Source organism: Pseudomonas sp. YeP6b, assembly GCF_025642995.1.
Classification (GTDB): Bacteria; Pseudomonadota; Gammaproteobacteria; order Pseudomonadales; family Pseudomonadaceae; genus Aquipseudomonas.
On record NZ_CP080090.1, the window covers coordinates 1,916,947 to 1,942,004 of the forward strand.

Annotated in this window: 18 protein-coding genes and 2 pseudogenes; 12 read left to right on the forward strand and 8 right to left on the reverse strand. The window is 61.4% G+C overall.

The window, feature by feature from the left end:
- Positions 1-665: 665 nt before the first annotated feature.
- The 6 genes from KZH41_RS08565 (at position 666) to KZH41_RS08590 (ending at position 7,341) form a co-directional block, all read left to right on the forward strand.
- Positions 666-1,841, forward strand: coding sequence for a M20 aminoacylase family protein (locus KZH41_RS08565; protein ID WP_242154847.1), 1,176 nt, complete (start codon positions 666-668; stop codon positions 1,839-1,841).
- A gap of 59 nt (positions 1,842-1,900) precedes the next feature.
- A complete protein-coding gene (locus KZH41_RS08570; RefSeq protein ID WP_263274672.1) occupies positions 1,901-3,211 on the forward strand; it encodes a citrate-proton symporter in 1,311 nt (436 codons plus the stop codon).
- Entirely contained in the window at positions 3,208-4,650 is a 1,443-nt protein-coding gene (locus KZH41_RS08575; protein WP_263274673.1) for an amidase, read from the forward strand. Before KZH41_RS08570 ends, KZH41_RS08575 begins: the two co-directional genes overlap by 4 nt.
- Positions 4,651-4,714: 64 nt before the next feature.
- Entirely contained in the window at positions 4,715-5,473 is a 759-nt protein-coding gene (locus tag KZH41_RS08580; protein WP_263274674.1) for an IclR family transcriptional regulator, read from the forward strand.
- A 127-nt stretch (positions 5,474-5,600) separates the two neighbouring features.
- On the forward strand, positions 5,601-6,182 hold the full coding sequence (locus tag KZH41_RS08585) for a YceI family protein (RefSeq protein ID WP_263274675.1): 582 nt from the start codon (positions 5,601-5,603) through the stop codon (positions 6,180-6,182).
- A 1-nt stretch (position 6,183) separates the two neighbouring features.
- Positions 6,184-7,341, forward strand: coding sequence for a phospholipase D-like domain-containing protein (locus KZH41_RS08590; RefSeq protein ID WP_094953055.1), 1,158 nt, complete (start codon positions 6,184-6,186; stop codon positions 7,339-7,341).
- Positions 7,342-7,370: 29 nt separating this feature from the next.
- On the opposite strand, the gene KZH41_RS08595 is transcribed toward KZH41_RS08590, so the two are convergent.
- Together KZH41_RS08595 and bglX are read right to left on the reverse strand one after the other, a co-directional pair.
- Complete coding sequence (locus tag KZH41_RS08595; RefSeq protein WP_263274676.1) at positions 7,371-10,424, reverse strand: autotransporter serine protease; 3,054 nt, start codon at positions 10,422-10,424, stop codon at positions 7,371-7,373.
- Positions 10,425-10,588: 164 nt separating this feature from the next.
- Positions 10,589-12,880: a beta-glucosidase BglX gene (bglX, locus tag KZH41_RS08600; protein ID WP_263274677.1), complete on the reverse strand. Its 2,292-nt coding sequence runs from the start codon at positions 12,878-12,880 to the stop codon at positions 10,589-10,591.
- Positions 12,881-13,122: 242 nt separating this feature from the next.
- On the opposite strand from bglX, the gene KZH41_RS08605 reads away from it, so the two are divergent.
- The 4 genes from KZH41_RS08605 (at position 13,123) to KZH41_RS08620 (ending at position 16,597) form a co-directional block, all read left to right on the forward strand.
- On the forward strand, positions 13,123-13,734 hold the full coding sequence (locus KZH41_RS08605) for a LemA family protein (protein WP_263274678.1): 612 nt from the start codon (positions 13,123-13,125) through the stop codon (positions 13,732-13,734).
- An 18-nt stretch (positions 13,735-13,752) separates the two neighbouring features.
- Positions 13,753-14,484 (forward strand): TPM domain-containing protein, encoded by a 732-nt coding sequence (locus KZH41_RS08610; RefSeq protein WP_242154861.1) that lies wholly within the window; start codon positions 13,753-13,755, stop codon positions 14,482-14,484.
- Between the two features lie 31 nt (positions 14,485-14,515).
- Complete coding sequence (locus KZH41_RS08615; RefSeq protein WP_263274679.1) at positions 14,516-15,133, forward strand: TPM domain-containing protein; 618 nt, start codon at positions 14,516-14,518, stop codon at positions 15,131-15,133.
- Positions 15,134-15,379: 246 nt separating this feature from the next.
- The gene (locus KZH41_RS08620) at positions 15,380-16,597 is read left to right on the forward strand and encodes a class I SAM-dependent methyltransferase (RefSeq protein WP_094953061.1); all 1,218 of its coding nucleotides are present in this window, start codon (positions 15,380-15,382) and stop codon (positions 16,595-16,597) included.
- A gap of 135 nt (positions 16,598-16,732) precedes the next feature.
- On the opposite strand, the gene KZH41_RS08625 is transcribed toward KZH41_RS08620, so the two are convergent.
- The 4 genes from KZH41_RS08625 to KZH41_RS08640 form a co-directional block, all read right to left on the reverse strand.
- Complete coding sequence (locus KZH41_RS08625; RefSeq protein WP_263274680.1) at positions 16,733-17,632, reverse strand: DMT family transporter; 900 nt, start codon at positions 17,630-17,632, stop codon at positions 16,733-16,735.
- A gap of 1,182 nt (positions 17,633-18,814) precedes the next feature.
- A complete protein-coding gene (locus KZH41_RS08630; protein WP_263274681.1) occupies positions 18,815-21,373 on the reverse strand; it encodes a TonB-dependent receptor in 2,559 nt (852 codons plus the stop codon).
- Between the two features lie 128 nt (positions 21,374-21,501).
- Positions 21,502-22,470: a FecR family protein gene (locus tag KZH41_RS08635; RefSeq protein WP_094951042.1), complete on the reverse strand. Its 969-nt coding sequence runs from the start codon at positions 22,468-22,470 to the stop codon at positions 21,502-21,504.
- The gene (locus KZH41_RS08640) at positions 22,467-23,006 is read right to left on the reverse strand and encodes an RNA polymerase sigma factor (RefSeq protein WP_094951041.1); all 540 of its coding nucleotides are present in this window, start codon (positions 23,004-23,006) and stop codon (positions 22,467-22,469) included. Before KZH41_RS08640 ends, KZH41_RS08635 begins: the two co-directional genes overlap by 4 nt.
- A gap of 164 nt (positions 23,007-23,170) precedes the next feature.
- On the opposite strand from KZH41_RS08640, the gene KZH41_RS08645 reads away from it, so the two are divergent.
- Positions 23,171-23,503, forward strand: a complete 333-nt coding sequence (locus KZH41_RS08645) for a YegP family protein (protein WP_094951040.1) — start codon at positions 23,171-23,173, stop codon at positions 23,501-23,503.
- A gap of 52 nt (positions 23,504-23,555) precedes the next feature.
- Here KZH41_RS08645 and KZH41_RS08650 read toward each other — a convergent pair.
- A pseudogene (locus tag KZH41_RS08650) lies at positions 23,556-23,737 on the reverse strand (dihydrodipicolinate synthase family protein); the annotation flags it as partial.
- Between the two features lie 16 nt (positions 23,738-23,753).
- Here KZH41_RS08650 and KZH41_RS08655 point away from each other — a divergent pair.
- Positions 23,754-23,894: pseudogene (locus KZH41_RS08655) on the forward strand (cupin domain-containing protein); the annotation flags it as partial.
- Between the two features lie 80 nt (positions 23,895-23,974).
- Here KZH41_RS08655 and KZH41_RS08660 read toward each other — a convergent pair.
- Positions 23,975-24,991 carry a DUF4917 family protein gene (locus tag KZH41_RS08660; RefSeq protein ID WP_094951039.1) on the reverse strand — a complete coding sequence of 339 codons (1,017 nt, stop codon included), beginning with the start codon at positions 24,989-24,991 and terminating at the stop codon, positions 23,975-23,977.
- Between the last annotated feature and the right edge of the window lie 67 nt (positions 24,992-25,058).

The following is a 25,058-nucleotide window of genomic DNA, read 5'->3' on the forward strand; positions in this document are numbered from 1 at the left end:
GCCATTCACCAGATACATCAACTGACACACCGCCATCGGGAGCAAGTCGAACCGTCGCACCGCCCCTCCCACAATTCAACCCAGTCCAGTTTCCAGGATCAGGTCGGCTGTCAGGCCGCCGTGCTGTAGATCTTGATCTTGATTTTGATCTTAGGCGCCCCGTTAAACCACGCTGGCCGAACGCAGGTATTACGGAGCGGGTAAACCGGCAGGACGCCGGTTTAGCCGCGACGGGGCAGGGACGGCCCGTCGCGGCGGCCCGCGGAGTAATGCCGGAGAGAGGGCACACCGAGCCGGAGGCGAGGTGCCGAGTGGTGGGGCAAGAGCCCTTTTGGTTACTTTTGGGGCTCTTTTCCAAAAGTGACCCGCCGTAAGGGCGGAACCCATTTCAGCCGTTACCCAAACAACGGATATGTACCCAGCGCCCCCCACGACAACCGCAGATGTGTAGATACCTATGCTGCGATGACAGCGGCACAAACAACAGTGATGTTGACTGACCTCCCGCTGTCGCAGGCAAGCCAGCTCCCACATTAGATGTGCGCTAACTGCCCTCAGGTTCCACCCAGTGGAACCACCTTTGATTGTCCTCCCGCCCACATCGCGGTTAGCTGGCGATGTGTCGCAAACAAGAACGGGAACACCCGCCTGTGAGGAGAATCACCATGCGCCCACACCAGCACATTCTGGATTGGCTCAGCGACGTCGCCAGCGACTTGCACGCCGTGCGTCAGGACATCCACGCCCACCCCGAACTCGGCTTTGAAGAGAACCGTACCTCGGCGCTCGTCGCGCAAGCCTTGAAAGGCTGGGGTTATGAAGTACACACCGGCATCGGCAAAACCGGTGTAGTCGGCGTGCTGCGCAATGGCAGCAGCCCGCGCACCCTCGGCATTCGTGCCGATATGGACGCCTTGCCCATCATCGAAAATACCGGCGCGGCCTACACCAGCCAGCACGCCGGCTGCATGCACGCCTGCGGCCACGACGGCCACACCACCATGCTGCTCGGTGCCGCGCGTTACTTGGCGGCGACGCGGCAATTCGACGGCACCGTGAACCTGATTTTCCAACCCGCTGAAGAAGGCCAGGGCGGCGCCGAGGCTATGTTGGCGGACGGTTTGCTGGAGCGTTTCCCGTGCGATGGCCTGTTCGGCATGCACAATATGCCGGGCTTGCCGGCCGGGCATCTAGGCTTGCGAGTCGGGCCGATGATGGCCTCCCAGGACTTGCTCACCGTGACGCTGGAAGGCGTCGGTGGCCACGGCTCCATGCCGCATTTGAGCGTGGACCCGTTGGTCGCGGCCGCGAGTATGGTCATGGCGTTGCAGACGGTGGTGGCGCGCAATATCGACACCCAGGAAGCCGCCGTGGTCACGGTCGGCGCGCTGCAAGCGGGCCAGGCGGCCAACGTGATTCCTCAGCAAGCCCTGTTGCGCTTGAGCCTGCGCGCGCTCAACCCCAAGGTGCGCGAACAGATGCTGGAACGGGTCAACGCGATTATCCAGACCCAGGCCGCGAGCTTCGGCTGCACGGTGCAGATCGAACACCGCCCGGCCTACCCGGTGCTGGTCAACCACGCCGAAGAAACCGAATTCGCCCGGCAAGTCGGCGTCGCCTTGCTCGGCGCCGATGCGGTGGACGGCAACACCCGCACGCTGATGGGCAGCGAAGACTTCGCCTGGATGCTGCAACGCTGCCCCGGCAGCTACCTGTTTATCGGCAACGGCGTGTCGCGGCCGATGGTGCATAACCCCGCCTATGACTTTAACGACGACATCCTGCTGACCGGCGCCGCCTATTGGGGCGCGCTGGCCGAGAGCTGGCTCAAGCCTGCCTGACGACCTCACCTTTTCTGCCGCTGGCCCCTTTCCCTTATTGGTTGAATGGAGTGTTCCTCATGCAGATTTCAAAACCCGGTGTTTCCCGCACCCAACAGGTGGTGGCGGCCGTGATCGGCAATGCGCTGGAATGGTATGACTTCATCGTTTACGGCTTTCTGGCCAGCATCATCGCTCGGCAGTTTTTCCCGTCGCAGGATGAGTACGCTTCGCTGTTGATGGCCTTGGCCACTTTTGGCGTGGGCTTTTTCATGCGTCCGGTGGGCGGCGTACTTTTGGGGATTTACGCCGACCGCAAAGGCCGCAAGGCAGCGATGCAACTGATTATCCGGCTGATGACCGTGTCCATCGCGCTGATCGCCTTCGCGCCTAATTACGCCGCTATCGGCATGGGCGCGCCGCTGCTGATCGTGGTGGCGCGCATGCTTCAGGGCTTTGCCACCGGCGGTGAATACGCGAGTGCCACGGCGTTTTTGGTGGAAAGTGCTCCGGCCCATCGCAAGGGCTTGTATGGCTCGTGGCAGTTGGTGGGGCAGTGCCTGGCGGTGTTTGGCGGCGCGGCGATGGTGGCGTTGGTCACGCATTTCTTTTCCCCCGAAACCCTCGACCTGTGGGGCTGGCGCGTGCCGTTCGTGTTGGGCCTGTTGATCGGCCCGGTGGGGTTGTGGATTCGCCGGCACATGGAGGACCCCGAGGAATTCATCGAAGCGCGCAAGCAGGCGACCGGCCCGGCGCCGAGCTTGATGGACGTGATTCGCGCGCATCGGCGCAGCATCCTCGTCTCCATGGGTTTGGCCTGCGGGGCGACGGTGTCGTTTTACGTGGTGCTGGTGAACATGCCGACCTTCGCCCACAAGAGCCTCGGCTTGCCGCTGGACCAAGTGTTGATGGTGCAGATGTTTGCGGTGGCGTTGATGACCGTGGTGATTCCGCTGTCCGGCCTGCTTTCGGATCGCCTGGGTCGGCGGCCGGTATTGATGGCCTTCACCCTGGCGTTCTTCGTGATGGTCTACCCGTTGTATGCGTGGGTGGCCGCGGCGCCGTCCATCGAACGCTTGCTGGTGATGCAAGTGATGCTGTGCACGGCCATTGGCGGCTTCTTCGGCCCGGCGCCGACGGCATTGGCCGAGCAGTTTCCCATCGAGGTACGCTCGACCGGCGTCTCGGTCGCCTATAACGTGGCCGTCATGGTGTTTGGCGGCTTTGCGCCGTTGATCGTGACCTGGCTGACCAAAGTGCTCGGTACGCCGGTTGCGCCAGCGTTTTACGTGTTGTTCGCTTGCGTGCTGACGCTGCTGGGCACTTACTGCATGCATGAGGCCCCGCGGGCGAAAAAACCGCTGCCGTTTTCAAGTGAGGTGAAGCCTTGAGCATTGTTGATTGGGATGCCACGCAGCTGTCGCGAGCGGTCCATGCGCGGCAGGTGTCGTGTGAAGAGGTGATGCAGGCGTACCTGGCGCAGGTCCAGCGTTTCAACCCAAGCGTCAATGCGCTGGTGTCGTTGCGCGATGCCGATGACGTGCTGGCTGAGGCCCGCGCCCGTGATCGCGAGCTGGACCAGGGCCAGTCGCGCGGCTGGATGCACGGCATGCCCCAGGCGATCAAGGACCTGGCGGCCACCCAGGGCTTGCGCACCACCTTGGGCTCGCCGTTGTTTGCCGAGCATGTGCCCACCGAAGACGCCATCAGCGTGGCACGCGTGCGGGCCAGTGGCGCGATCATCATCGGCAAGACTAACGTGCCGGAGTTTGGCCTCGGCTCGCACACCTACAACACCTTGTTCGGCACCACCGGCAATGCGTATGACCCACGCCTGGCCGCCGGCGGCAGCAGTGGTGGGGCGGCAGTGGCGCTGGCGCTGCGTATGCTGCCGGTGGCTGATGGCAGCGACATGATGGGCTCGCTGCGCAACCCGGCGGCCTTCAACAACGTGTTTGGCCTGCGCCCATCACAAGGGCGCGTGCCCCATGGGCCGATGCCGGAACTGTTTGTACAGCAACTCGGCACCGAAGGCCCAATGGGCCGTAGCGTGACGGATGTGGCGCGGTTGCTGAGCATCCAGGCCGGTTATGACCCTCGGGTGCCGTTGTCCTCCAAGGACGACCCAAAGGTACTGGGCCAACCCTTGCAGCGCGACTTCAAGGGCGCGCGCCTCGGCTGGCTGGGGGATTACAACGGCTACCTGGCGATGGACGACGGCGTGCTGAGCCTGTGTGAATCTGCCCTCGCTGATTTCGCCACACTGGGCTGCGAAGTGGAAAGCTGCCAGCCGGACTTTTCCATGGCGCGCCTATGGCGCAGTTGGTTGGTGCATCGCCATTGGCTGGTGCACGGCAACCTCGGCGCGGCCTACGCCAACCCGCAAAAGCGCGCATTGCTCAAACCTGAGGCGCAATGGGAAGTGGAGGGCGGCCTGGGCTTGAGCGCCCAGCAGGTGTATCAGGCGTCGGTGGACCGCAGCGAGTGGTACCGCGCCTTGGCCAAGCTGTTCCAGCGTTACGATTTCCTGTTGCTGCCCACCGCCCAAGTGTTCCCTTTCGATGCACAACAACCCTGGCCGCGCCTCGTGGGCGGGCGTGAAATGGACACCTATCACCGTTGGATGGAAGTGGTGATCGGCCCCACGCTCGCCGGTCTGCCGAGCATGAGCATCCCCGTGGGCTTCAACCCGCAGGGTCTGCCCATGGGCTTGCAAATCATCGGCCCGGCCCAGGCCGACCGGGCGGTGCTGCAATTGGCTTACGCCCATGAACAGCTGGCGCAGTGGGTGCAGCGCCAGCCGCCGGCGTGTCTTGAATCGACGCGTTGAGCGGCAATCGGGCCTGTATTTTGCTGCGAACAATGATCATCCACCGGCAACAGGGAGATCGAACATGGAGACAGGCACCGTCAGGTCGGTTGAGCGCGCACTCGCCATCGTCGAGCTGCTCGGCGAACACCAGGCCTTGGGGCTGGAGGAGTTGCATTACCTGACGCGCCTGCCCAAGGCCACGGTGTCGCGCATGTTGTTGACCTTGCAGGACCAAGGCTGGGTCTATCGCGGCCTCAGCGATCGCCGTTACCGACTGCGCGCCCAACGCTTGTTCGGTGACACCCAGCAACGCTTCAAGCGCCAGGTGGTGGAACGCGCCGCGCCCTGGCTGCTGGAGCTCAGCGAGCGCACCGGGTTGGTGGTGGATTTATCCTGCTTCGATGGCGAGCGCCTGGAAGTCATGGAGAGCGCGATTCCCAGCGTGTTGCGCAAGCTGTACCCGAACAATTGCCAGATCGTCGGCCAGCACGCCAGCCTGTTTCACTCGGCAATGGGCAAGGCGTGCCTGACGCAATTGCCCCCGGAGGAGGTGCAACGCCTCGCAGGCCGTGATCATGTAGCGGCCGATGAGCAGGTGCATACCTGCGAGCAAACCCAGCATCAAGGGTTCGGTCAGCGCACCGAAGGCTATTGGGAATACACGGTGCGCCTGCCGTTCCTGATTCGCGCGGTGGCCTTGCCGGTGCAGGCCAATGGGCGGATGGTGGGCAGCATGGCGTTGCACTGGCCGATGCATCAGGCGCCGGTGGAGCGCGTATTGAACCTGCACATGGCCAGTCTGGAAGCGACAGTGCGCGATGTGCAGCGGGCGTTGATCTGATAATCGCCGCCGAACCAATGTGGGCGCAGGCAAGCCAGCGCCCACCCTGATCGGCTTTGTCAGTTGCATTGCGCCCGGCACCCGGCACAGTTAAGGTTCATCCAGGTTTTTTGCCCCATGAGTTTCTATGTTCAACGTCAAACCCCTGGCCTTCACACTGCTGACTTGTGCCGCACTGCCCGCCCACGCCAACTGGTACCTGGATAACGAATCCTCACGCCTGTCGTTCGTCACCATCAAAAACACCGAGATCGCCGAAGTGCATCGTTTCCTGGTGTTGCACGGCAAGGTCGACAGTCAGGGCGCGGCGCAACTGCAAGTGGAGCTGGAGTCGATCAACAGCGGCATCCCGCTGCGCGATGAGCGCATGCGCAATGATCTGTTTCAGATCAAGACTTTCCCCGAAGCGCTGATCAGCGCGCAGATCAATCTGCAGCCCATCAACGACCTGGCCCCCGGCGCGCAGTTGGAGTTGCGCCTGCCATTGAGCGTCACCCTGCACGGCAAGACCCAAACCTACAGCGCCGAGCTGTTGGCCACGCGCCTGGATGACCGGCGCTTTCAGGTGGTGACCCTGGAGCCGGTGGTGTTGCATGCCGAGGATTTCGAGCTGGCGCCGGGCGTGGCGATGCTGCGCAAGGCCGCGGGGCTCAAGTCGATCAGTTTGTCGGTGCCGGTGGGTGCGGTACTGATCTTTACGGCGCGCTGACGTGGGCGGCGCAGTGTTCCCGTGGCGCAGCGCCAACCGTTTCGAGTTGTTGATCGACGGGCCGAGCTTTTTCCCGCAGATGCTGGTGGGCATTGCCCGCGCTGAGCAGCAAGTCGACTTGGAGTTGTACCTGGTGGAAGCCGGAGCCTGTGCCGATGCCATGGTTCAGGCGTTGGTGCTGGCGGCCGAGCGCGGTGTGCGGGTGAGCTGTTTGTTTGATGATTACGGCAGCCTGGCCTTTACCTTGGGCTTGCGTAAGCGCCTGACCGACGCGGGCGTGCAGCTGCGTTTCTACAATCGCCTGAGCTGGCGGCGTTGGATGCGCAATCTGTACCGCGACCACCGCAAGCTGTTGCTGATTGACCAGAGCATCGCCGTGGTGGGCGGAACCGGCGTGACCGATGAATTCTGGACACCGGGGCAAGACACCGCCGAGTGGCATGAAGTGATGGTGCAAATCAGCGGGCCGCTGGTGCTCGACTGGCAGGCGCTGTTCGACCGCCAATGGCACGCCAATGCGGCGCGGCGGGAGTGGAAGCCCGCCACCCACTTCGGTTTGTCGCGCTTGCCTAAGGTGCCGGCGACCGGGCCGGGCCTGGGGCGCGTCGCGTATGCCGATGCCCGTCAGCACCGCGATATTTTGCAGTCGCTGATCCGCGCGTTGAACAGCAGCCAGCAGCGTATCTGGCTGGCCACGCCGTATTTTCTGCCGACCTGGAGCGTACGGCGTGCCTTGCGCCGCGCGGCTGGGCGTGGGGTCGATGTGCGTTTGCTGCTCACCGGCCCGCGCACCGATCACCCCTCCGTGCGTTACGCCGGGCACCGTTACTACCCGCGTTTGCTGCGGGCGGGCGTGCAGATTTTTGAGTACCAGCCGTGTTTCCTGCACCTGAAAATGGTGTTGGTGGATGACTGGGTGAGCATCGGCTCGTGCAATTTCGACCACTGGAATTTGCGCTTCAACCTGGAAGCCAACCTGGAAGCGTTGGACCCAGCGTTAACGCTGGCCGTGGCCGGTAGTTTCGAGCGCGATTTTACCCAGAGCCAGGCGGTGAGCCTGCAGGCGTGGAAGTCGCGGCCGTTGTGGCGGCGGGTGAAGCAGCGGGTGTGGGGATGGATTGATCGGTTGGTGGTAAATCTGTTGGATCGGCGGGGGTAGGGCACCCCCGCCTTTGCTCACAACAGTGCTTAAAACTGCAGAGAATACTGCGCCGTGATGCTTTGGTCCCGCGTGCGTTCACCGCGTTGTTGGCTGAAACCGAAGTCCAACGTGCTGTCGCGTGTCAGGCGTGCGGTGGCGCCCAGTTCCAGGCGGGTGCTGAGGCGATCCAACGATGCGCCGCTGACACTCATCACCCGCCCGCCGTCCCAAGCTGCCTGAGTGGTGGGTTGCAGGTCGCCGCTGGCATGGGTGTAGGCCAGGCCGCCGCGCAGGCTCAGCCATGACGGGCCGATCTGCGCCTTGCCCAGGTCTATGTTGACGCGCACACCACCGGTGGTCAGGTTGACGTTTTCTTTCGAGCGTTTGCCCTTCAGTGCGGCCATGCCACCGCGTTCTTTGAAGCCTTCGCTGCGCTGTTGCACATTGGCCAGTTGCAGGTACGGCTGCCAGTCCCAGAAGTCATGGCTGAACGTGTAGTTGGCCTCGGCAAATGTCTGCACGGTGCGGCTGGCGTACTTGGCGCTCAGGCGGTTCTCTACGCCAGGGAAGCTGACGCGGCGTTTTGTCTCGATTTCATGTTGTGCATACGCGATGCCGCCATACAGGCCAAAAGCGTCCCAGTTGTGGCCCGCGTGCAGGCCCAGTTGATAGGTGTCGACACTCGCCTTGCCACGCGCTCCGGTCTTCACCTCGGTTTGACTGCTGCCAGCCACTACACCCAGGCGTGTGCCTTGTTCCAGTGTGTGATCGAACCCAAGCAGCAGGCCCGTGCTGTTGTGGGAAGTGCGTGCGGTGTTGCTGTCGCCTGCGAGCTGGCCGGACTGGCGCGGCAGTTGCACCCAGACACCTTGGTTCAGCGTCTTGGGCTGATTGCCGCGATTGCCTTGCGCGCTAAGTTGGCGGTCGAATGCCGCCTGACGCAACACGCGGCTGTTCTCGATCAGCACCGCCTGGGTGCTGGCATGCAATTCGCCGCTCAGTTGGTCGAGTGCCGAAGGTGCCTGCTCGGGAAACAGCGCGGTCAGGCGTTGCAGCAGCGGCGAAGGCTGAGCCTCAGTATCCGCAGCATTGGCGACGGCGCGCTGGTTGGCGGTTTCCGCCGCCGATGCCAGTGACCGACCACGCCCGAACTCCACCAGCAAGGCGTTGCCTTGTTTGACCTGGGAAACGCTGAGGAAGGGCGAGAACTCGCGGCGGTCAATCGAAGTGAATTCGCCAGTCAACGCACCTTGGGCCTGGAGGATGCTGTAACGCTGGCCCAGGTAATAGTTGTTGGGTTGCGCGCTCAGGTACAGCGAGCCGCCATTGATGGACGCCTGGTTTTGCACCTGCAATTTGGCCGGCGCTGCCGGGCTGGCCAGCCCGGTCATTAGGGTTGATCCGGCGGCTTGTGTGTAGTCGCCCGCGACGGCCAGCGCACCGTTCAGGCGCAGAACGCCGCCGTCGATGTTGACGTCGCCCTTGAGCTGGTTGGTGCCGTCCAGCTCCAGAATACCTTCCTTGAGCGTGGCGCCGGCGAAGCTGTTATTGCCGCTGAGGCGCAGCCAGCCGATGCCGGTTTTTTCCAGGCGGCCGGGGCCGCTGATGTCATTGCGCCAATCGTCCCAGGCACCGCCTTGCCAGACGATGGCGCCGCCGGCAGGGCGGTCCATGTTGACGCTGGTATCGACCCGTAACTGGCCGGGGCCGTCGATGGCTTTTTTCAGGTTCATCAGGCCCCAGCCGTAGACGTCGTCCACGCCCGGTTCGCCGAGGTCGGTGGCGGTGGTCAGCAACACGTCGCGGATTTGCGGGTTGTCGAGGTAGGGGAAGCGTTGCATCAGCAGGGCCAACCCGCCGGTGACGTGGGGAGCGGCCATGGAACTGCCGGAACTTAGCATATAGCCTAACTCGGGTTTATCACCGGTCACTGCGAAACCATTGACACCATCGTCCTGGTCAAGGTGGTTTTCGGTTTGTATGGAACCTGCAACCCAGGATGAGTTGATATCCGTTCCGGGCGCGGCCAGGCACCAGTCTTTGCTGAAGCCGCAGCGCTTGGAATAGTCGCCCAAGGTCAGCTCTTTACTTAAGTTGACGACGGTCAACCAATAGGGCTCCAGCTCTGCAATGGCACGTGGCAGGCTGGGATGAAGCCCGGCGTTTAGCGCTGTTTGAGGGGATTCGTTGGCTGTGGTTACGTTGCCCGCTGACCATACTTGCAGCATCCCATACTTGATAGCGTTGTCTGCTATGGCCTTGAGTTCTGAATAAACGGAGGTTTCGGTTTCGCTTAATGCCAGGTCAAGCTCTGTTTCATTCGCAGGAGAAAATGCGCTCCCCCAACTGTTATTGACGACACGCACATTCTGACTGTGCAATTGGGCATAGGCGGTGTTTACCGCTGCATCTGTCGGAAGGGGCGCGCGCGAAATTGCTGTTATGGCAAGGGGGCCTCCCAGGTAGGTATTACCGTACTTGCGCACTGCACTCAAGTTAGCCGCGTAAGCCACACCCTGGACTCCGTAGCCATCACGATTGGCCAGTGCTGTGCCGGCAACGTGCGTGCCATGCGCGTCGTATGCAGTACCTACCACTCTGAGATATTCATCAAGTTGCTCACGGGTAAGGATGCCATCGGTAATAGCTTCTTCAAGGGCGGCCAATGCTTCAGGTGGCAATGAGTCGATAACGGTTACCGCCGCGCGATCACCTTCGGTGTAGAAGCAGCCGTTCTCCAGCACGGTCCCACTCATGCAGCCGGTATCAGCCATAAGCACGCCGATGGCTGGCTTTCCGGCGAACTCACTATGGCGCAGGTCTGTTCCAGAATCGTAAACCCCTAATCGTATCCCGGCGCCACTCAACCCCCGTGCATACGCGTAATCAGCACCGACTACGCCAAGGCCCCAGTTACTCTTGAACTCGTCACTGCGCCAACTGGCCGCATCGTGCAATCGGCCTTGTTCAACATAGCTTGCGGCTTCAACAGGCATGCCCGACAGGCAGCCGAGCACAAAAAGGGCGATAGCATTTCGTTTGAACGATGATTGAGCGGGTGCCTTCTTGGCTGCCGCTTGGGCGTTTTTCGTGGGCGACATAGTCCACACACACCTGCAAAAAAATTGGGCTGATAGGGTGTGCGAGTGAGCAGGGGGAGTGATGTAGGATTAGGCTTGTATCGAGGAGTGAAAGTTAACTTTTACTGGCTACGGTGGGCCAGCGCGCAAGCCCCCTCTTCAAAAAAAGAGGGGGGCTGCAGGTGTTACAGCAACTCGAACGTCTGCTGCTGCACATCCTGGGAGTCGAGCCCGATCTGTACATTGAACTCGCCGGGTTCTGCGGCGAACTTGAGTTGGGTGTTGTAGAACTTTAAGTCTTCCTCGGTGATGGTGAAGTGCAGCGTGCGCTCCTCACCGGCCTTGAGCATGACCTTCTGGAAGTTCTTCAGCTCCTTGATCGGGCGGATCATCGAGCCGGCCACGTCCTGGATATACAACTGCACCACGGTTTCGCCCTCGACCTTGCCGGTGTTTTTCAGCGTGACGCTGGCGTCGAGCTTGCCGGTCTTGTTCAGGGTGGTGGACGACAGCGCCATGTCCGACAGGCTGAACGTGGTGTAGCTCAGGCCATAGCCGAACGGGAACAGCGGCCCGGTGGTGTCATCGAAGTACTGCGAGGTGTAGTTGCCCGGCTTGCCTGGGGTAAACGGCCGGCCGATGGTCAGGTGGTTATAGTAGGTCGGAATCTGCCCTACCGAACGTGGGAAGGTGATCGGCAGCTTGCCCGACGGGTTGTAGTCACCAAACAGCACGTCGGCGATGGCGTTGCCACCTTCGGTGCCGGCGAACCAGGTTTCCAGGATCGCGTCGGCCTGTTGGTTCTCTTCAAGAATCGACAGCGGGCGGCCGTTCATCAGTACCAGCACCAGCGGTTTGCCGGTGGCTTTCAAGGCTTTGATCAGGTCGCGCTGGCTCTGCGGGATGTTCAGGTCGGTGCGGCTGGAGGATTCGTGGGACATGCCACGGGACTCGCCCACAGCCGCCACCACCACGTCGGCATCCTTGGCGGCCTTCACCGCTTCGTCGATCAGCACCTGCGGGGAGCGGGTGTCATCCACCACTTCCGGGGCATCGAAGTTGAGGAAGTTGAGGTAGTCGACCACGGCCTTGTCGTTGGTGATGTTGGCGCCACGCGCGTAGATCACTTTGCCTTTTTCGCTGATCACCGCGTTGAGACCATCGAGCAGGGTCACCGATTGTGCCGGTTTGCCGGCGGCGGCCCAGCTGCCCATCATGTCGATCGGCGCCTTGGCCAGCGGGCCGACCAGTGCGATGGTCGCGGATTTTTTCAGCGGCAGGGTGTTGTTCTGGTTTTTCAGCAGGACCAGGCTGCGGCGCGCGACATCCCGTGCGTCGGCACGGTGCAGGCGGCTCTCGGCATAGGTGTCGGCCGGGTCATCCTCGGCCTTGCCGATACGCAGGTACGGGTCTTTGAACAGGCCCATGTCGTACTTGGCGCCGAGCACTTCGCGTACGGCGTTGTCGATGTCGCTTTGCTCGATCTCGCCGGACTTGAGCAGCCCGGGCAATTCCTTGCCGTACAGCGAGTCGTTCATGCTCATGTCGATGCCGGCCTTGATTGCAAGCTTAGCGGCTTCACGCCCGTCCTTGGCCACGCCGTGCTTGATCAGCTCGAATATCGCGCCGTGGTCACTCACGGCCAAGCCTTTAAAGCCCCAGTCTTTGCGCAACAGGTCGTTCATCAGCCAAGTGTTGGCGGTGGCGGGCACGCCGTTGATCGAGTTCAACGCCACCATCACGCCGCCGGCACCGGCCTTGATCGCCGCGTGGTAGGGCGGCAGGTAGTCCTGGTACATCTTGACCGGGCTCATGTCGACCACGTTGTAGTCGCGACCGCCTTCCACCGCGCCGTACAGGGCAAAGTGCTTGACGCTGGCCATGATGCTGTCGGCATTGGCCGCGCTTGTGCCCTGGAAGGCCTTGACCATCACTTCGGCAATGCGCGACGTCAGGTAGGTGTCTTCGCCGAAACCTTCGGAAGTACGCCCCCAGCGCGGGTCGCGGGAGATGTCGACCATCGGCGCAAAGGTGATGTCGAGGCTGTCGGCGGCGGCTTCTTGGGCGGCGATGCGCCCGGAGCGGCCGATGGCGTCCATGTCCCAGCTGGAGGCCAGGGCCAGGCTGATCGGGAAGATCGTACGGTGGCCGTGGATCACGTCGTAGGCGAAAAACATCGGGATCTTCAACCGGCTGCGCATGGCCGCGTCCTGCATCGGACGGTTTTCCGGGCGAGTGATCGAGTTGAAGGTGCCGCCGATACGGCCGGCGGCGATTTCCTTGCGGATCAGCTCGCGGGGCATTTCGGGGCCGATGCTGATCAGGCGCAATTGGCCGATCTTTTCATCCAGGGTCATCTGCTTGAGCAGGTCGCTGACGAAGGCGTCCTTGTCTTTAAGCGCAGCAGGCTTTGTTTCTGCCCAGACGGGGTGGGTGGCCAGAGTGGCAACAAGGCCGAGCAAACACAGCTTTTTCATGAATATCCTTTTTCGGCTCACTGCACAGCATCAAGAGAATGCCATCGGCCAAAATGTGGGGAGCGTCTATTGTTGTTCGGGTGTTGTTCAGATAAATGCAGCACACTCTGAACTCTTTTTCGCGCTGGGCATCTTTGTAGCTGATTGGCTCGACGCAATCCAGTGGTGGCGGATTATGCCCCAAGTGCGCGGTTTATAGGGTTAGTCGTCACATTCCATCTAGTTTGGGCAGGAGAAACACCATGCAAGCAGCACAAGGTTACCGCTGGGGCTTGAAAGTCGCGGCTTTGCTACTGATCAGCAGCGTGCTGAGCGGTTGCGGCATCAACACCATTCCCACCCTGGATGAACAGGCCAAGGCGGCCTGGGGCCAGGTGCAGAACCAGTACCAACGGCGTGCCGACCTGATCCCCAACCTGGTGGAAGTGGTCAAGGGCTACGCGGCCCATGAGCAAGACACCCTCACCGCCGTGATTGAGGCGCGGGCCAAGGCCACCTCGATCCAAGTAGATGCCAGCACCCTCGACAACCCCGAGAAACTCAAGCAGTTCCAGCAAGCCCAGGACGGTTTGAGCGGCGCCCTCAGCCGCTTGATGGTGGTGTCTGAGCGTTATCCGGACCTGAAAGCCAACCAGAACTTCCTGGCCCTGCAATCGCAACTTGAAGGCACGGAAAACCGTATTGCCGTGGCCCGTCGCGATTTCATCCAGGCCGTGCAGGCGTACAACACTGAAATCCGCACCTTCCCTGGCCGCCTGTGGCACAGCGTGATGTACAGCGACTTGCCGATCCGCGCCACGTTTGAAGCCACCAGCGCTGATGCCGATAAAGCGCCGCAAGTGAAGTTCAAATAACGCTGCGTTGAGGTGTCGATGCGTTTATTACGGATAGGCCTGGCGCTGTGCTTGCTGGCGTGCGTCGGTGCGGCCCAGGCGGCGCTGACGTTCCCGGCCCTGACCGGGCGGGTGGTGGACAGCGCCCAGATGCTCGACCCGGCAACCCGGGCGCAAATAACCCAGCAGTTGCAGGCGTTGGAGCAAACGTCCGGCGACCAGCTCGTGGTGGTCACCGTGCCCGACCTGCAAGGCGTGCCGATTGAGGACTACGGTTACCAATTGGGCCGCCAGTGGGGCATCGGCCAGAAGGGCAAGGACAACGGCGCGCTGTTGATCGTCGCCCGTGATGAGCGAAAATTGCGCATCGAAGTCGGCTATGGCCTGGAAGGCGTGCTGACCGATGCGCAGTCCTGGGTGATCATCAATCAGGTGATCGCGCCTAAGTTCAAGGCTGGCAATTACAGCCAGGGCATCAGCGACGGCGTCACGGCGATGGTGCAGGTGGTGGGCGGCGAGCCGCTGGCGGTGCCAGCGCATGTGGCGGATGCGAATTTCGCCAAGGACAACCCAGGGTTGTCCATCGGCTTGTTCATCCTGCTGATCGGCGTGTTGTGGCTGTGCAATCGCCTGGGCCTGCCGGTTGGCGCTATCCTCTTGGCAATCCTCAGCAGCAGTGGGCGCGGCGGCGGTGGCGGGGGAGGCGGCGGTGGTGGCTTCAGAGGCGGCGGCGGTGGTTTTGGCGGTGGCGGGGCCTCAGGTGGCTGGTAATGACAATAACTAGAACAGAGCATCGACAACCATGGCATTACTGAGTGAACACGAGCAGCGCCAAGTCGCCGAAGCGATTGCCCGGGTCGAGAAAACCACCGACGCCGAACTGGTCACGGTGCTGGCGGCCCGCGCTGACGATTACGCTTACATCCCGCTGCTGTGGGCCAGCCTGATCGCCTTGGTGGTGCCCGGCGTGGCGCATTACTTGTCGGGCTACTTGACCATGTACACCTTGCTGCTGGCGCAGTGGGCGACGTTTATCGTGTTGTGCCTGGTGTTTCGTTTGCCCAAGGTCACCACCCGCTTGATCCCGCGTTCGGTGCGTCATTGGCGGGCGTCCAACCTGGCGCGCCGGCAGTTCCTGGAGCAGAACCTGCACCACACGGTCGGCGGGACGGGTGTGCTGATTTTTGTCAGCGAGGCGGAACGGTATGTGGAGATCCTGGTGGACGAGGGTATTTCCAAACGGCTGGATGACGAGAGCTGGGATGGCATCGTCAAGGCGTTTACCCAGCAGGTGAAACAGGGGCAGACGTTGGCGGGGTTTATTGCGTGTATCGAGGCCTGCGGCGAGTTGCTCAAGGTGCATGTGCCGGTGACGCAGGCGCGTAATGAGTTGCCCAACCGCCTGATCGTGCTGGAATAGCCCACACCCCTCAGAACCCATGCGGGAACTGCTTTTCTGTGGGAGTCGGGCTTGCCTGCAATGGCATCAACTCGGTTGGCCTGATGGACCGAGGTGCCAGCATCACAGGCAAGCCACCTCCCACAGAAAAGCAGCTCCCGCATTTGATTTGCGGCGGCTGAGCGACCGTTGATCAAATAACCCCGTGCCCTGAAGCACTATCCCCCCTAAAATGCCCGGCATTCCCAGCCCGAGGCGTTTTTGTTCATGTCCGTCACCGCTCAACCTGCCCGCCCTGCGCCGGATCATCACGCCCAGTTCATCGAACTGCTGAGCGCAAGCCTGGCGCAGCATGCGTTTATCAAGCTGGTGCTGGCCAAGTACGTCGGCGAGGAAGCCGAGCTGCAACGGCTGATCATCAAGCCGGTAACGGTCAAGGAGCAGGCGTGCCTGTCGTTCGTCTACCGCTACAAGACCCGCGACATCACCAAGAACTTGCCCCTGGCCGACGGCGTTGCGGCGATTGCCGAGCTGCTGCCCGCGTCGTTCAAGAACGCGCACTTGCTGTCGCTGACCGACGAAGCCCAGCTGGAATACAGCAAGAAGAACAAAAGCTCGTTGTTCAAAAGCAAGCCGCAGCAACTGCGTGAGGCGCCGTCCGCCGAGCACAACCGTGAGAAAAATCGCTTCCTCGACCTGAGCCGGCCGTTCCTCGCCGACCTGGGCGTGACCGACGCCAAGCAGGCGCTGATCCCGTCGATGTCGCGCAAGTGGAAGCAGATCAACAAGTTCATCGAAGTGTTCAGCCATGCGCTGACCTCGTCACCCTTGAAACTGGACCAACCCGTGCGGGTCGCCGATTTCGGTTCGGGCAAGGGCTACCTGACCTTCGCCATTCACGATTACCTGCGCAACACCCTCAAGGCTGAGGGCGAAGTGACCGGCGTGGAGCTGCGCGAAGACATGGTGACCCTGTGCAACACCGCTGCCGCGCGCCTGGAACACCCGGGGCTGGTGTTCAAGTGCGGTGATGTGCGCAGCGTGGCGCCGAGCGAGTTGGACGTGATGATCGCGCTGCATGCCTGCGACATCGCTACCGACTACGCGATCCACACCGGCATCCGTTCCGGCGCGTCGATCATCATGTGCTCGCCGTGCTGCCACAAACAGATTCGCCTGCAGATCCAGAGCCCGGTGCTGCTCAAGCCGATGCTGCAATACGGCCTGCACCTGGGCCAACAGGCGGAAATGGTCACCGACAGCCTGCGCGCGTTGTTCCTTGAGGCCTGCGGTTATGAGACCAAGGTGTTCGAGTTCATCTCGTTGGAACATACCAACAAGAACAAGATGATCCTCGCGGTCAAACGCAACGAGCCGGTGGACAACGCGCAGTTGCTGGAGAAAATCCAAGCGCTGAAGGCGTTCTACCACATCACCGAGCACTGCCTGGAAACCTTGCTGCGCGCGGATGGTTATTTGAGCTGAGCACAGCACCAAAAATGTGGGAGCTGGCTTGGGTGGGAGCTGGCTTGCCTGCGATGCAGGCAACTCGGTCTTTCAGGTAAACCGAGGTGATGCGATCGCGGGCAAGCCCAGCTCCCACACACGCCAGCTTTCACATTAGATAGTGCTTGGCTTGGGAGCCGGCGCAGGCTGCACCGCCGTCTTGCGCCCCAGCATCACCGTCACGATCACCCCACAGGCAAACACCCACGTAATCGGCTCGATATGTTCACCAAAGAACAACGCCGAAAACGCGATGGTGAAGAAAATCTGCAGCAGTTGAATCTGGCTGACCCGCGCAATTCCGCCCATGGCCAACCCGGCGTACCAGGCGAAGAACCCCAGGAACTGCGAGAACAGCGACACATACCCAAACGCCCACCAGGTGCGCATCGAAATCTCGCCTTGGTGCTGCGCCGCCAGGTACCACACCGGGCCGATCAGCACCGGTGTCGACAGCACCAGCGCCCAGCAGATCACTTGCCAGCCACCCATCTCCTTCGCCAACCGGCCACCTTCGGCATAGCCCAGGCCGCCCACGGCAATTGCGCCGAGCATCAGCAAATCACCCGCCTGAATACTGCCCGCGCCGGTGATCAAGGCATAGCTCAACACCAACGCACTGCCCAGCGCCGCGCAGGCCCAGAAGGCTTTTGACGGCCGCTCGTGGGACAGCCACGCCGCATACAGCGCCACGCACAGCGGTTGCAAGCCGTTGACCAGCGCGCCATGGGAGGCCGGCAAGGTCTGCATGGCCCAGGCCGACAGCACCGGGAAACCGAGGATTACACCGGCGATGACCAGGCACAAACCGCGCACCTGGTGCCAGGTCGGCCAGCGCTCACGGCGCCACAGCAACAGCGCCGCCGCCGGAGTCGCCGCGAACAAGGCGCGACCCAGGCCGTTGAGCAATGGGTGGATTTCCTGCACCACGATGCGGGTGAAGGGCAGGGTCAGGCTGAAGATGATGACACCTAGCAGGCCGAGGGCCATGCCGGTGTTTTCGCGCGAGCTCATGATGGGGACCGAAACGAGAGGGTTTCAAGGGAAGCCCATCTAGCCACAACCCCCGCCGATTGCGGGCCTACAGCTGGGTACGGATTTATCCGTACAGTTGAGGTCGTGTGGGAGCTGGCTTGCCTGCGATAGCCATGGGTATCTACGCAACTTTTTGTGTTGCGCTAAGTTTTTGACCGGGTTTTTAGGTAGATATGAGTACATATCCGTTGCTGCGGTAACGGCTGCTTATGGTTCCGCTCTTACAGCGGGTCACTTTTGGAAAAGAGCCCGGAATGCCGGCCCAGCCAAAAGTAACCAAAGGGCTCTTGCCCCACCACTCGGTGCCTCGCCTGGGGCTCGGCATGCCCTCACTCCGGCTTGAATCCGTGGGCCGCCGCCATGGGCCATCCTTGGCCCATCGCGGCTAACCCGGCGTCCTGCCGGGTTACCCACGGATTCAAGCCTGCGTTCGGCCATCGTGGTTAACGGGGCGCCTCAGATCAAGATCAAGATCAAAAGCAAGAGCACGGCGGCCTGGTAGCCGACCTGAGTGGTAGAAGCAAAAGCACAGCAGAAGCAGATCTGCTTTTCTGTGGGAGCTGGCTTGTCGGATCGCCGCACCGCTGCGATGCAGACACCTGGGTCCATCAGGTACACCGAGTTGATGCCATCGCAGGCAAGCCAGCTCCCACATTAGATTGAGTTCAGTTTCAGAGATCAGGTCGGCTGTCAGGCCGCCTTGGCTTCGCTTTTGATCTAACCACTCAGGTCGGCTACTAGGCCGCCGTGCTCTTGCTTTTGATCTTGATCTTAGGCGCCCCGTTAAACCACGCTGGCCGAACGCAGGCTTTGGGCGTGGGTAAACCGGCAGGACGCCGGGTTAGCCGCGATGGGCCAAGGATGGCCCATGGCGGCGGCCCACGGTCCAAAGCCTGCGTGAGGGCACACCGAGCCTAGGCGAGGTGCCGAGTGGTGGGGCAAGAGCGTTTTGGTTACTTTGCGCTCTTTCAAAAGTGACCCGCTGTAAGAGCGGAACCCATAGCAGCCGTTACCCAAATAACGGATATGTACCCAGCGCCCCGCGACAATCAAAGAATTCAACCCATAAAAAGATGTGTAGATACCTATGCTGCGATAGCATCACCTCGAGATGCCTGATACACCGAGTCGCCTGTATCGCAGGCAAGCCAGCTCCCACAATCAGAAGAACCGCGTAACGCTGATCTTCGCATCACGGCCTTTGGTATAGGCGCGATCGCCGCTCAAGGCTGGGCGGAAGTTATTGTTGAACAGGTTGTCCACGGTGAAGTTCACTTCGGTGCCTTTCAGGTAGGCCTGTTGCGGCTTCCATTTGGCGAACAGGCCTTGGGTGTTGTAGGCCTTGTTGCCGTACTGGTCATAGAACAGATCGCCTAAGCTGCTGCCCGGGCCGCCGGAATATTTGTCGCTGGGCAAGCGGTCGGTGGCGCCGATGAACTGGCCCGTCCAGCCCACTTGGGCATCCCAGGCGGGAATGTTGGTGCCCAGTACCAGCACCCATTTGGTCGGTGGAATGTCGCGTGCTGCCACGTTCGGGCCCCAGGGGTTGGTGTAGGCGCCTTCGTGGTCACCTTTGGCGTAGGCGAACGACACCGAGCCAAACAGGTAGGTGGAGTTGTAGAACGATTCCAGCTCAACGCCCTTGATGGTCAGGCCGCCGATGTTGCGGTAGTTGGGCATCGCACCCGGTGGGCACGCATTGGCAACCGTACCGCCGTTGATGGCCTGGTTCTGGCAGCCGACGCCGGTGGCCTTGAAGATTTCGTCTTCGACTTTGTTATGGAACAACGTGGTGCGTATTTGCAGGTTGTCGTCCTCGGCGATCAGGTTGTCGAAGCTGGTCACGCTGCCGACGCTGATCGAGGTGATGCGCTCGGGGTCGAGGTCGACGCTGGTGGCGGTACGGCTGCCCAGGCCTTGCACTTCATATTGTTCATCAATGACCGGCGCGCGCCAGGTCTTGCTCCAGTTGGCGAACAGCCCCAGGTGCGGGGTGACGTTCCAGAACAGCGCCAGGCGCGGTGACCAACCGGTGTAGGTGCGGTCGCTGTAATCGTGGCCGACGGCCGGGTTCGGGTTGCTGTAGTAAGGCGCATCGTTGGCTTCGCCGCGGTTGCGCACATGGTCGTAGCGCAGGGACGGGCTGATGGTTACATCGCCCACGGTGACCGCATCCTGGACAAAGAAGCTATTGGTGTCGACTTTGCCGTGGGGCATGAATCCCGGCTGGAAATGCCCGTAGTTGTAGCGCGCGGTGTCGTAGGTTTTACCGGGTATCCACATCTCGGTTTCTCGCGCGTGTTTGCGGATCTGCCCGCCGACGGTGACTGCATGCTGCAAGGGGCCGGTGCCAAACAGGCTGACGTTGCGGATGTCGAGGTTCTTGTCGGTATAGGACGTGTCCATCTTGCGCCCGCCGGTGGCCAGCTGGAAAAACGCGCTGGCGTTGCGCTCGTCGGTCTGGTCGGTGTTGGACTGCGAATACTTGACGGTCAGGTCTACCAGCGGGTTGTCCAGCGGCTGGTATTCATACTTGCCCGACCAGGTGGTGTCGACGGTGTCGCGGTGGGCTAAAAAACGCGTCAACGCGCCTTCGTAGCCGTAGCGGTCGATCTGGGCCTGGGTCGGCGGCGCCGGGTAGCTGGCGGCGGAAAACGGTGTCCAGCGGTTGCTGTGGGAGCGCGAGTAGGACAGCCCGACACTGTGCTCATCGGTCAGGTGCGCGTTGACCTTGAACAATTTGCCGTCCACATCCTGGGCGCTGTTGGGCAGGCGCTGGGGGTTGATCGGGAACAGGTTGTCCTCGTTGGGCAGCTTAGCGGCCACCTTCATGTCGCCGCCGTCGCGTTGGGTCAGGTAGGCCAGCGCGTCAAAACGGCCGTCGTCGGTGCGGCCATACACGGCGCCGCTGTAGACCTGTTCGTGGTCGTTGCTGGAGTAACCGTACTTGAGCATCGCGCCGCTGTTGCGGCCGTCTTTGAGCAGATCCGGGGCGTCCTTGGTGGTCATGTTCACCGTGCCGCCGAAGCCGCCGTTGCCGGTGAACGGGGAGGTCGGGCCTTTTTCGACTTCGATGCTTTTGATCAGCTCGGGCTCGATAAACACGGTGCCTTGCTGGTAGCGCTCAAAGCCGCTTTTGGTGGCGCCGTCGACGGTCAGCGGCACGTCTTCGGCATCGCCGAAACCCCGGATGTTAATGGTCTGGCCGCCAGGTTTCAGCGAACCGCCCTGGCTCACGCCGGGCAAGGTCTGTAGCAAACTGGGGATGTTATTGGACTGGTACCGATCGATGTCGGCCTGGCTCAGGGTGGAGCGGTTGACGGTGGCGGAGTCGACCTCGTTACCGGTGCCGATCACGCTGAGGGCGTCCAATTGGATGGCGCCGCTGTGGGTGGTCTTGCCCTCGTCGGGGCGCACCACGTAGGTGGTGCCGACCTTGATCAGGGTGAACGCGCCGTTTTTCAGCAGGCTGCGAATCGCCACTTCCGGGGTGAACTCACCGTTGAGCGCCGGCGCCTGTACGTTCTTGAGCAGTGTTTCATCGAACAGCAGCTGGATTTTCGCCTGCTGCGCCACCTGGCTCAGGGACGTGGCCAGTGACTGGGCAGGCAGTTGCAGCTTGAGTGATTCAGCCTGGGCACTGAGGCTGAACGCCAGGCAGGTGGCAATCAGCGTCGGTCGAAGAAACAGGTGCGAAGCGTGGCAAGGCGCGCGAAACATGGAATCCCCCGGGGTGGCTAAATAGCCAAAAAGGTGTGCAGATCAAACACAGTCCGGAGGAAGACGGGGCAGGTTGAAAAAACCACACATGCGAATGCAAAATATTCTCAAATGAGGGTTCGCGGGCCTTACTTGCTCGGTTCGATTCTCATCACACCATCGGCCGAGGCCACGGTTTTCACCGGCAGCAGGGCCGGCAGGGCGTTGAGCAGCGCGTCCGGGTCATTTACATCCAGGTTGCCCGAGACCTTCAGTTGCGCCACTGATTTGCTGACGTGCAAGGGGGCCTGGGGCCGGTAGAGGCTCAGCTCGTCGATCAGGCTGGCCAGGTCGCGGTTGCGAAACGACAGGTGCCCGCTGCGCCAATCCGCCACTTCTCCAGCGCTAAGGGTTTGTTGCTGCACAGTGCCCTTGGCGTAGTTATAGGCGGCGCGCTGTTGGGCGCCGAGCAAGGTCACCGGGCTTTTGGCGTCCGGCGCGAAGGCCACCTGGCCATGGGCGACGCTGACCACCAGTTGCTGCTGGCTGCGCCGCACGTCGAAACCGGTGCCGACCACCCGCACATTCGCCTCGCCAGCTTGCACGTACAGCGGCCGTTCCTTGTCGGCGGCGACTTCGATGTACAGCTGGCCCTTGTCCAAATGAAGGATGCGCTGGTGGGCGCTGAAATCCACGCGCAGGCGCGTGTTGGCATTCACAAACAGGGTGCTGCCGTCGGGCAGGTTCAAGGTGCGCATGCCTTTGGCGTGCGCGGCAATTTGGCTGTGATACAGCTCGCGCGGTGCGCCGATGTGCGTGGCCAGCACGGCACAGACCACTGCGGCAGCCACGGCCAGGGCCGGGCGCCAGAGAGAGGGTTTGCGTTTGGGCAGCGGCACGGGTTTGCTCAGTTGCTGCAACTGGGCGAGGTCGGCCCACAGTTGCTCGAATTCGGCATAGGCGCGGGCATGGGCGGGCACGGCCAGCCAGGCGGCAAAGGCCTTGCGCTCGGTTCGCCCCGCATCGTTGCGGTTGCGGGCAAACCAACTGGCGGCTTGGGCATCGATGGAGTCGCTCGCTTCGATATCCAGGGCGTCGATGTCGCTCAGGCGGTTCATTCTGGCTGCTCCGTGCCGGGTTCTTGTTGAAGGCGTCGCTTGCAATGCAGCAGGGCAAAAGCGATGTGCTTTTCCACCATGCTGGTCGAAATGCCCATGCGCTCGGCGATCTGCGCCTGGTTCAGGCCTTCGAAGCGATGCAGCATAAGGGCTTCTCGCCTGCGGGGCGAGAGTTCGGCGAGGACTTCTTTCAACTGTTCCAGGCGCTGCAAACGCTGCGCGGCGGCCATGGGGTCGTTTTGCTCATCGGTGACCGGCTCGGCGTCCCTTTCGGTCGGGTCAGAGTGGACGGTCTGCCGTACCTTCTGCTTACGCCAGTGATCGCGCAGCAGGTTGCGCGCCATCTGGAACAGAAACGCCCGTGGCTGCTCGACCTTGGCCCGGTCGCGGTAGCCCAGCCATTGGGTGAAGACATCCTGGGTCATGTCTGCCGCGTCGCTGGCGTTGTCCGTGCGTTTGCGCAGGAAATACAGAATGTCTGCATAAAACCCGCGAAAGGTATCGGCCGACAACGGGTCGGGCTTGGGACGAGGCATGGATATCCTTCTTGACGAAGCACGACGTAGAGAAGTCGCGAATGATATCGAGAATTATTGTCATTTGTCTTGTGGTAAATGCTGATGCCTGGCTGGCAATACGCTGGGCATAGCCTTTAATCCTACGGGCTAGTGAATAAAGTCCTACTCAAAAGGAGAGCGGCATGGCTGGATGGTATGAGTTGAGTAACAGCAACAACGGGCAGTTTCGTTTTGTGCTGAAGGCGGCGAACGCTGAGACTATTTTGACCAGCGAGCTTTACACCACCCGCAGCGCAGCTGAAAGCGGCATTGTTTCCGTGCAGACCAACAGCCCGCATGACGAGCGCTATGAGAAAAAGGTGGCCAGCAATGGCCAGTCGTACTTCAACCTCAAGGCTGCCAATCATCAAGTGATCGGCACCAGCGAGCAGTATTCTTCGACAGCGGCGCGAGACAATGGCATTGCCAGTGTCAAGACCAATGGCCCGAGCACCACCATCAAAGACAAGACATGACAGTGGTGTAAAAACCAATGCCCCGGCGCGCAAGTGCCGGGGCATTTTTTATTCAGACGGCTGCCAACAGCGTCTTCAGCGGATCGCGTGCGCTGTCGCCTAACGGGAATACCGGAAGACGGGGTCGCCGGCTTCCAACCCGTTCATGCGCAACCCGGCCTTGATCGTCGCCGGCAAACCACCCTTGAGGATGAATTCCATCAGCGGCAACTGGCGATAGAACAGTTCCCGCGCCAGTCAGCCTGGTGCGCAAGTGGATTTCATGAACGAGCGGGTGATCCTGGAGCGGGGCGATGCGCTGCACTTCAATGCGCAGAAGCCCCACCGGATTCGTTCGGTCGGGGAAGTACAGGTGCAGTTGTTGGTGGTGGTGCACAGTTTGGAAGAATGACGGTGACCGTTATTTGAAATGCAATCAATGTGGGAGCTGGCAAGCCTGCTCCCACATGTTGATCTGCTTTGTTCGGGGGCTCAGCGTTCGACCGGCACTGACAACGCCGAATGACCCAACGGGTGCGTACGCGCCGCAAAAAACTTCAACGCCACACCGCTGCCCTCAAACAACGCCGAGTACCGACGCTTCTGCTGGCGAATAAACCCGTCGCTGCGGCCCGATACCGAAATCGCCAGTGTGGTCAGTTTGGCCTGGCGAAGCGCATCCACCAGGTGTCTATCCTGCGGGCCCAGGTCGTGGCCGAAGAGGCACAGCGCACCCTCATGGGTCAGCAGTTGCTCATAACAGAACGACAAATAGTCCGAACTGCGGATGGTCTTGAGCTTCTCTTCCACCTTGCCTTCGCTGACAAACAGCGGCACGTCGTCCAACGTCTTGATCGTGTTGTTGATCGCAAAACTGCTGAGCAGAGTGCTGTCGGTGGACGGCAATTTACGCGCCGTACCGTCGAGGTTGCGCACCAGGTGCAGGCCGCCGTGCAGGTAGAGGATGCGCGTGGCCTCGGTGCGGGTGTTGCGCAGGTCAAAGCTGGCATCGGCGCTGCGGAACAAGTCGTCGATGCCTGGCGTGTGCAGGATCGCCCAGTAGTTGAGCAGGTCGTAATTGCTGGTGAATACCGTGGGGTAGCGAGCCAGTTCCGCGTTGATCGTCGCCAGCGTCGACGGCTGCACCAGACGCCACGGAATGTGCACGGCGTGGATGGTATTGATCAGCGCTTCCTTGATCGCGTAGTAGCGATTGCGCGGCGCCGCCGAGCTGACCGCCAGGGCCTTGTTGACCCGGCTGGTGGTCTTCAACGCGCCCAGCGCCTGTTCGAAACTGCGGGTTTGCAGGGCGTCGAACACACTCAGCTCGGATTGGCTGAGGGGTTTTTCTTCGACGGTACGGGCGTTTTCGAACAGCGAATCGTAGGCAAAGTCTTCCCAAATCACACGGCTCGCGCCGTTGCCGATCAGAATCCCACTGAAATCGACGGCGCTGCGCAGCGCGCTCCAGTCTTCAAGGTGGGCGTCAATATCCTGGAAATCCTTCATTGCGGCGGGTCTACTCAAAATCGGCTGGGTGATGACTTTATCACGAGCGGGCGTTGATCCTGATCAA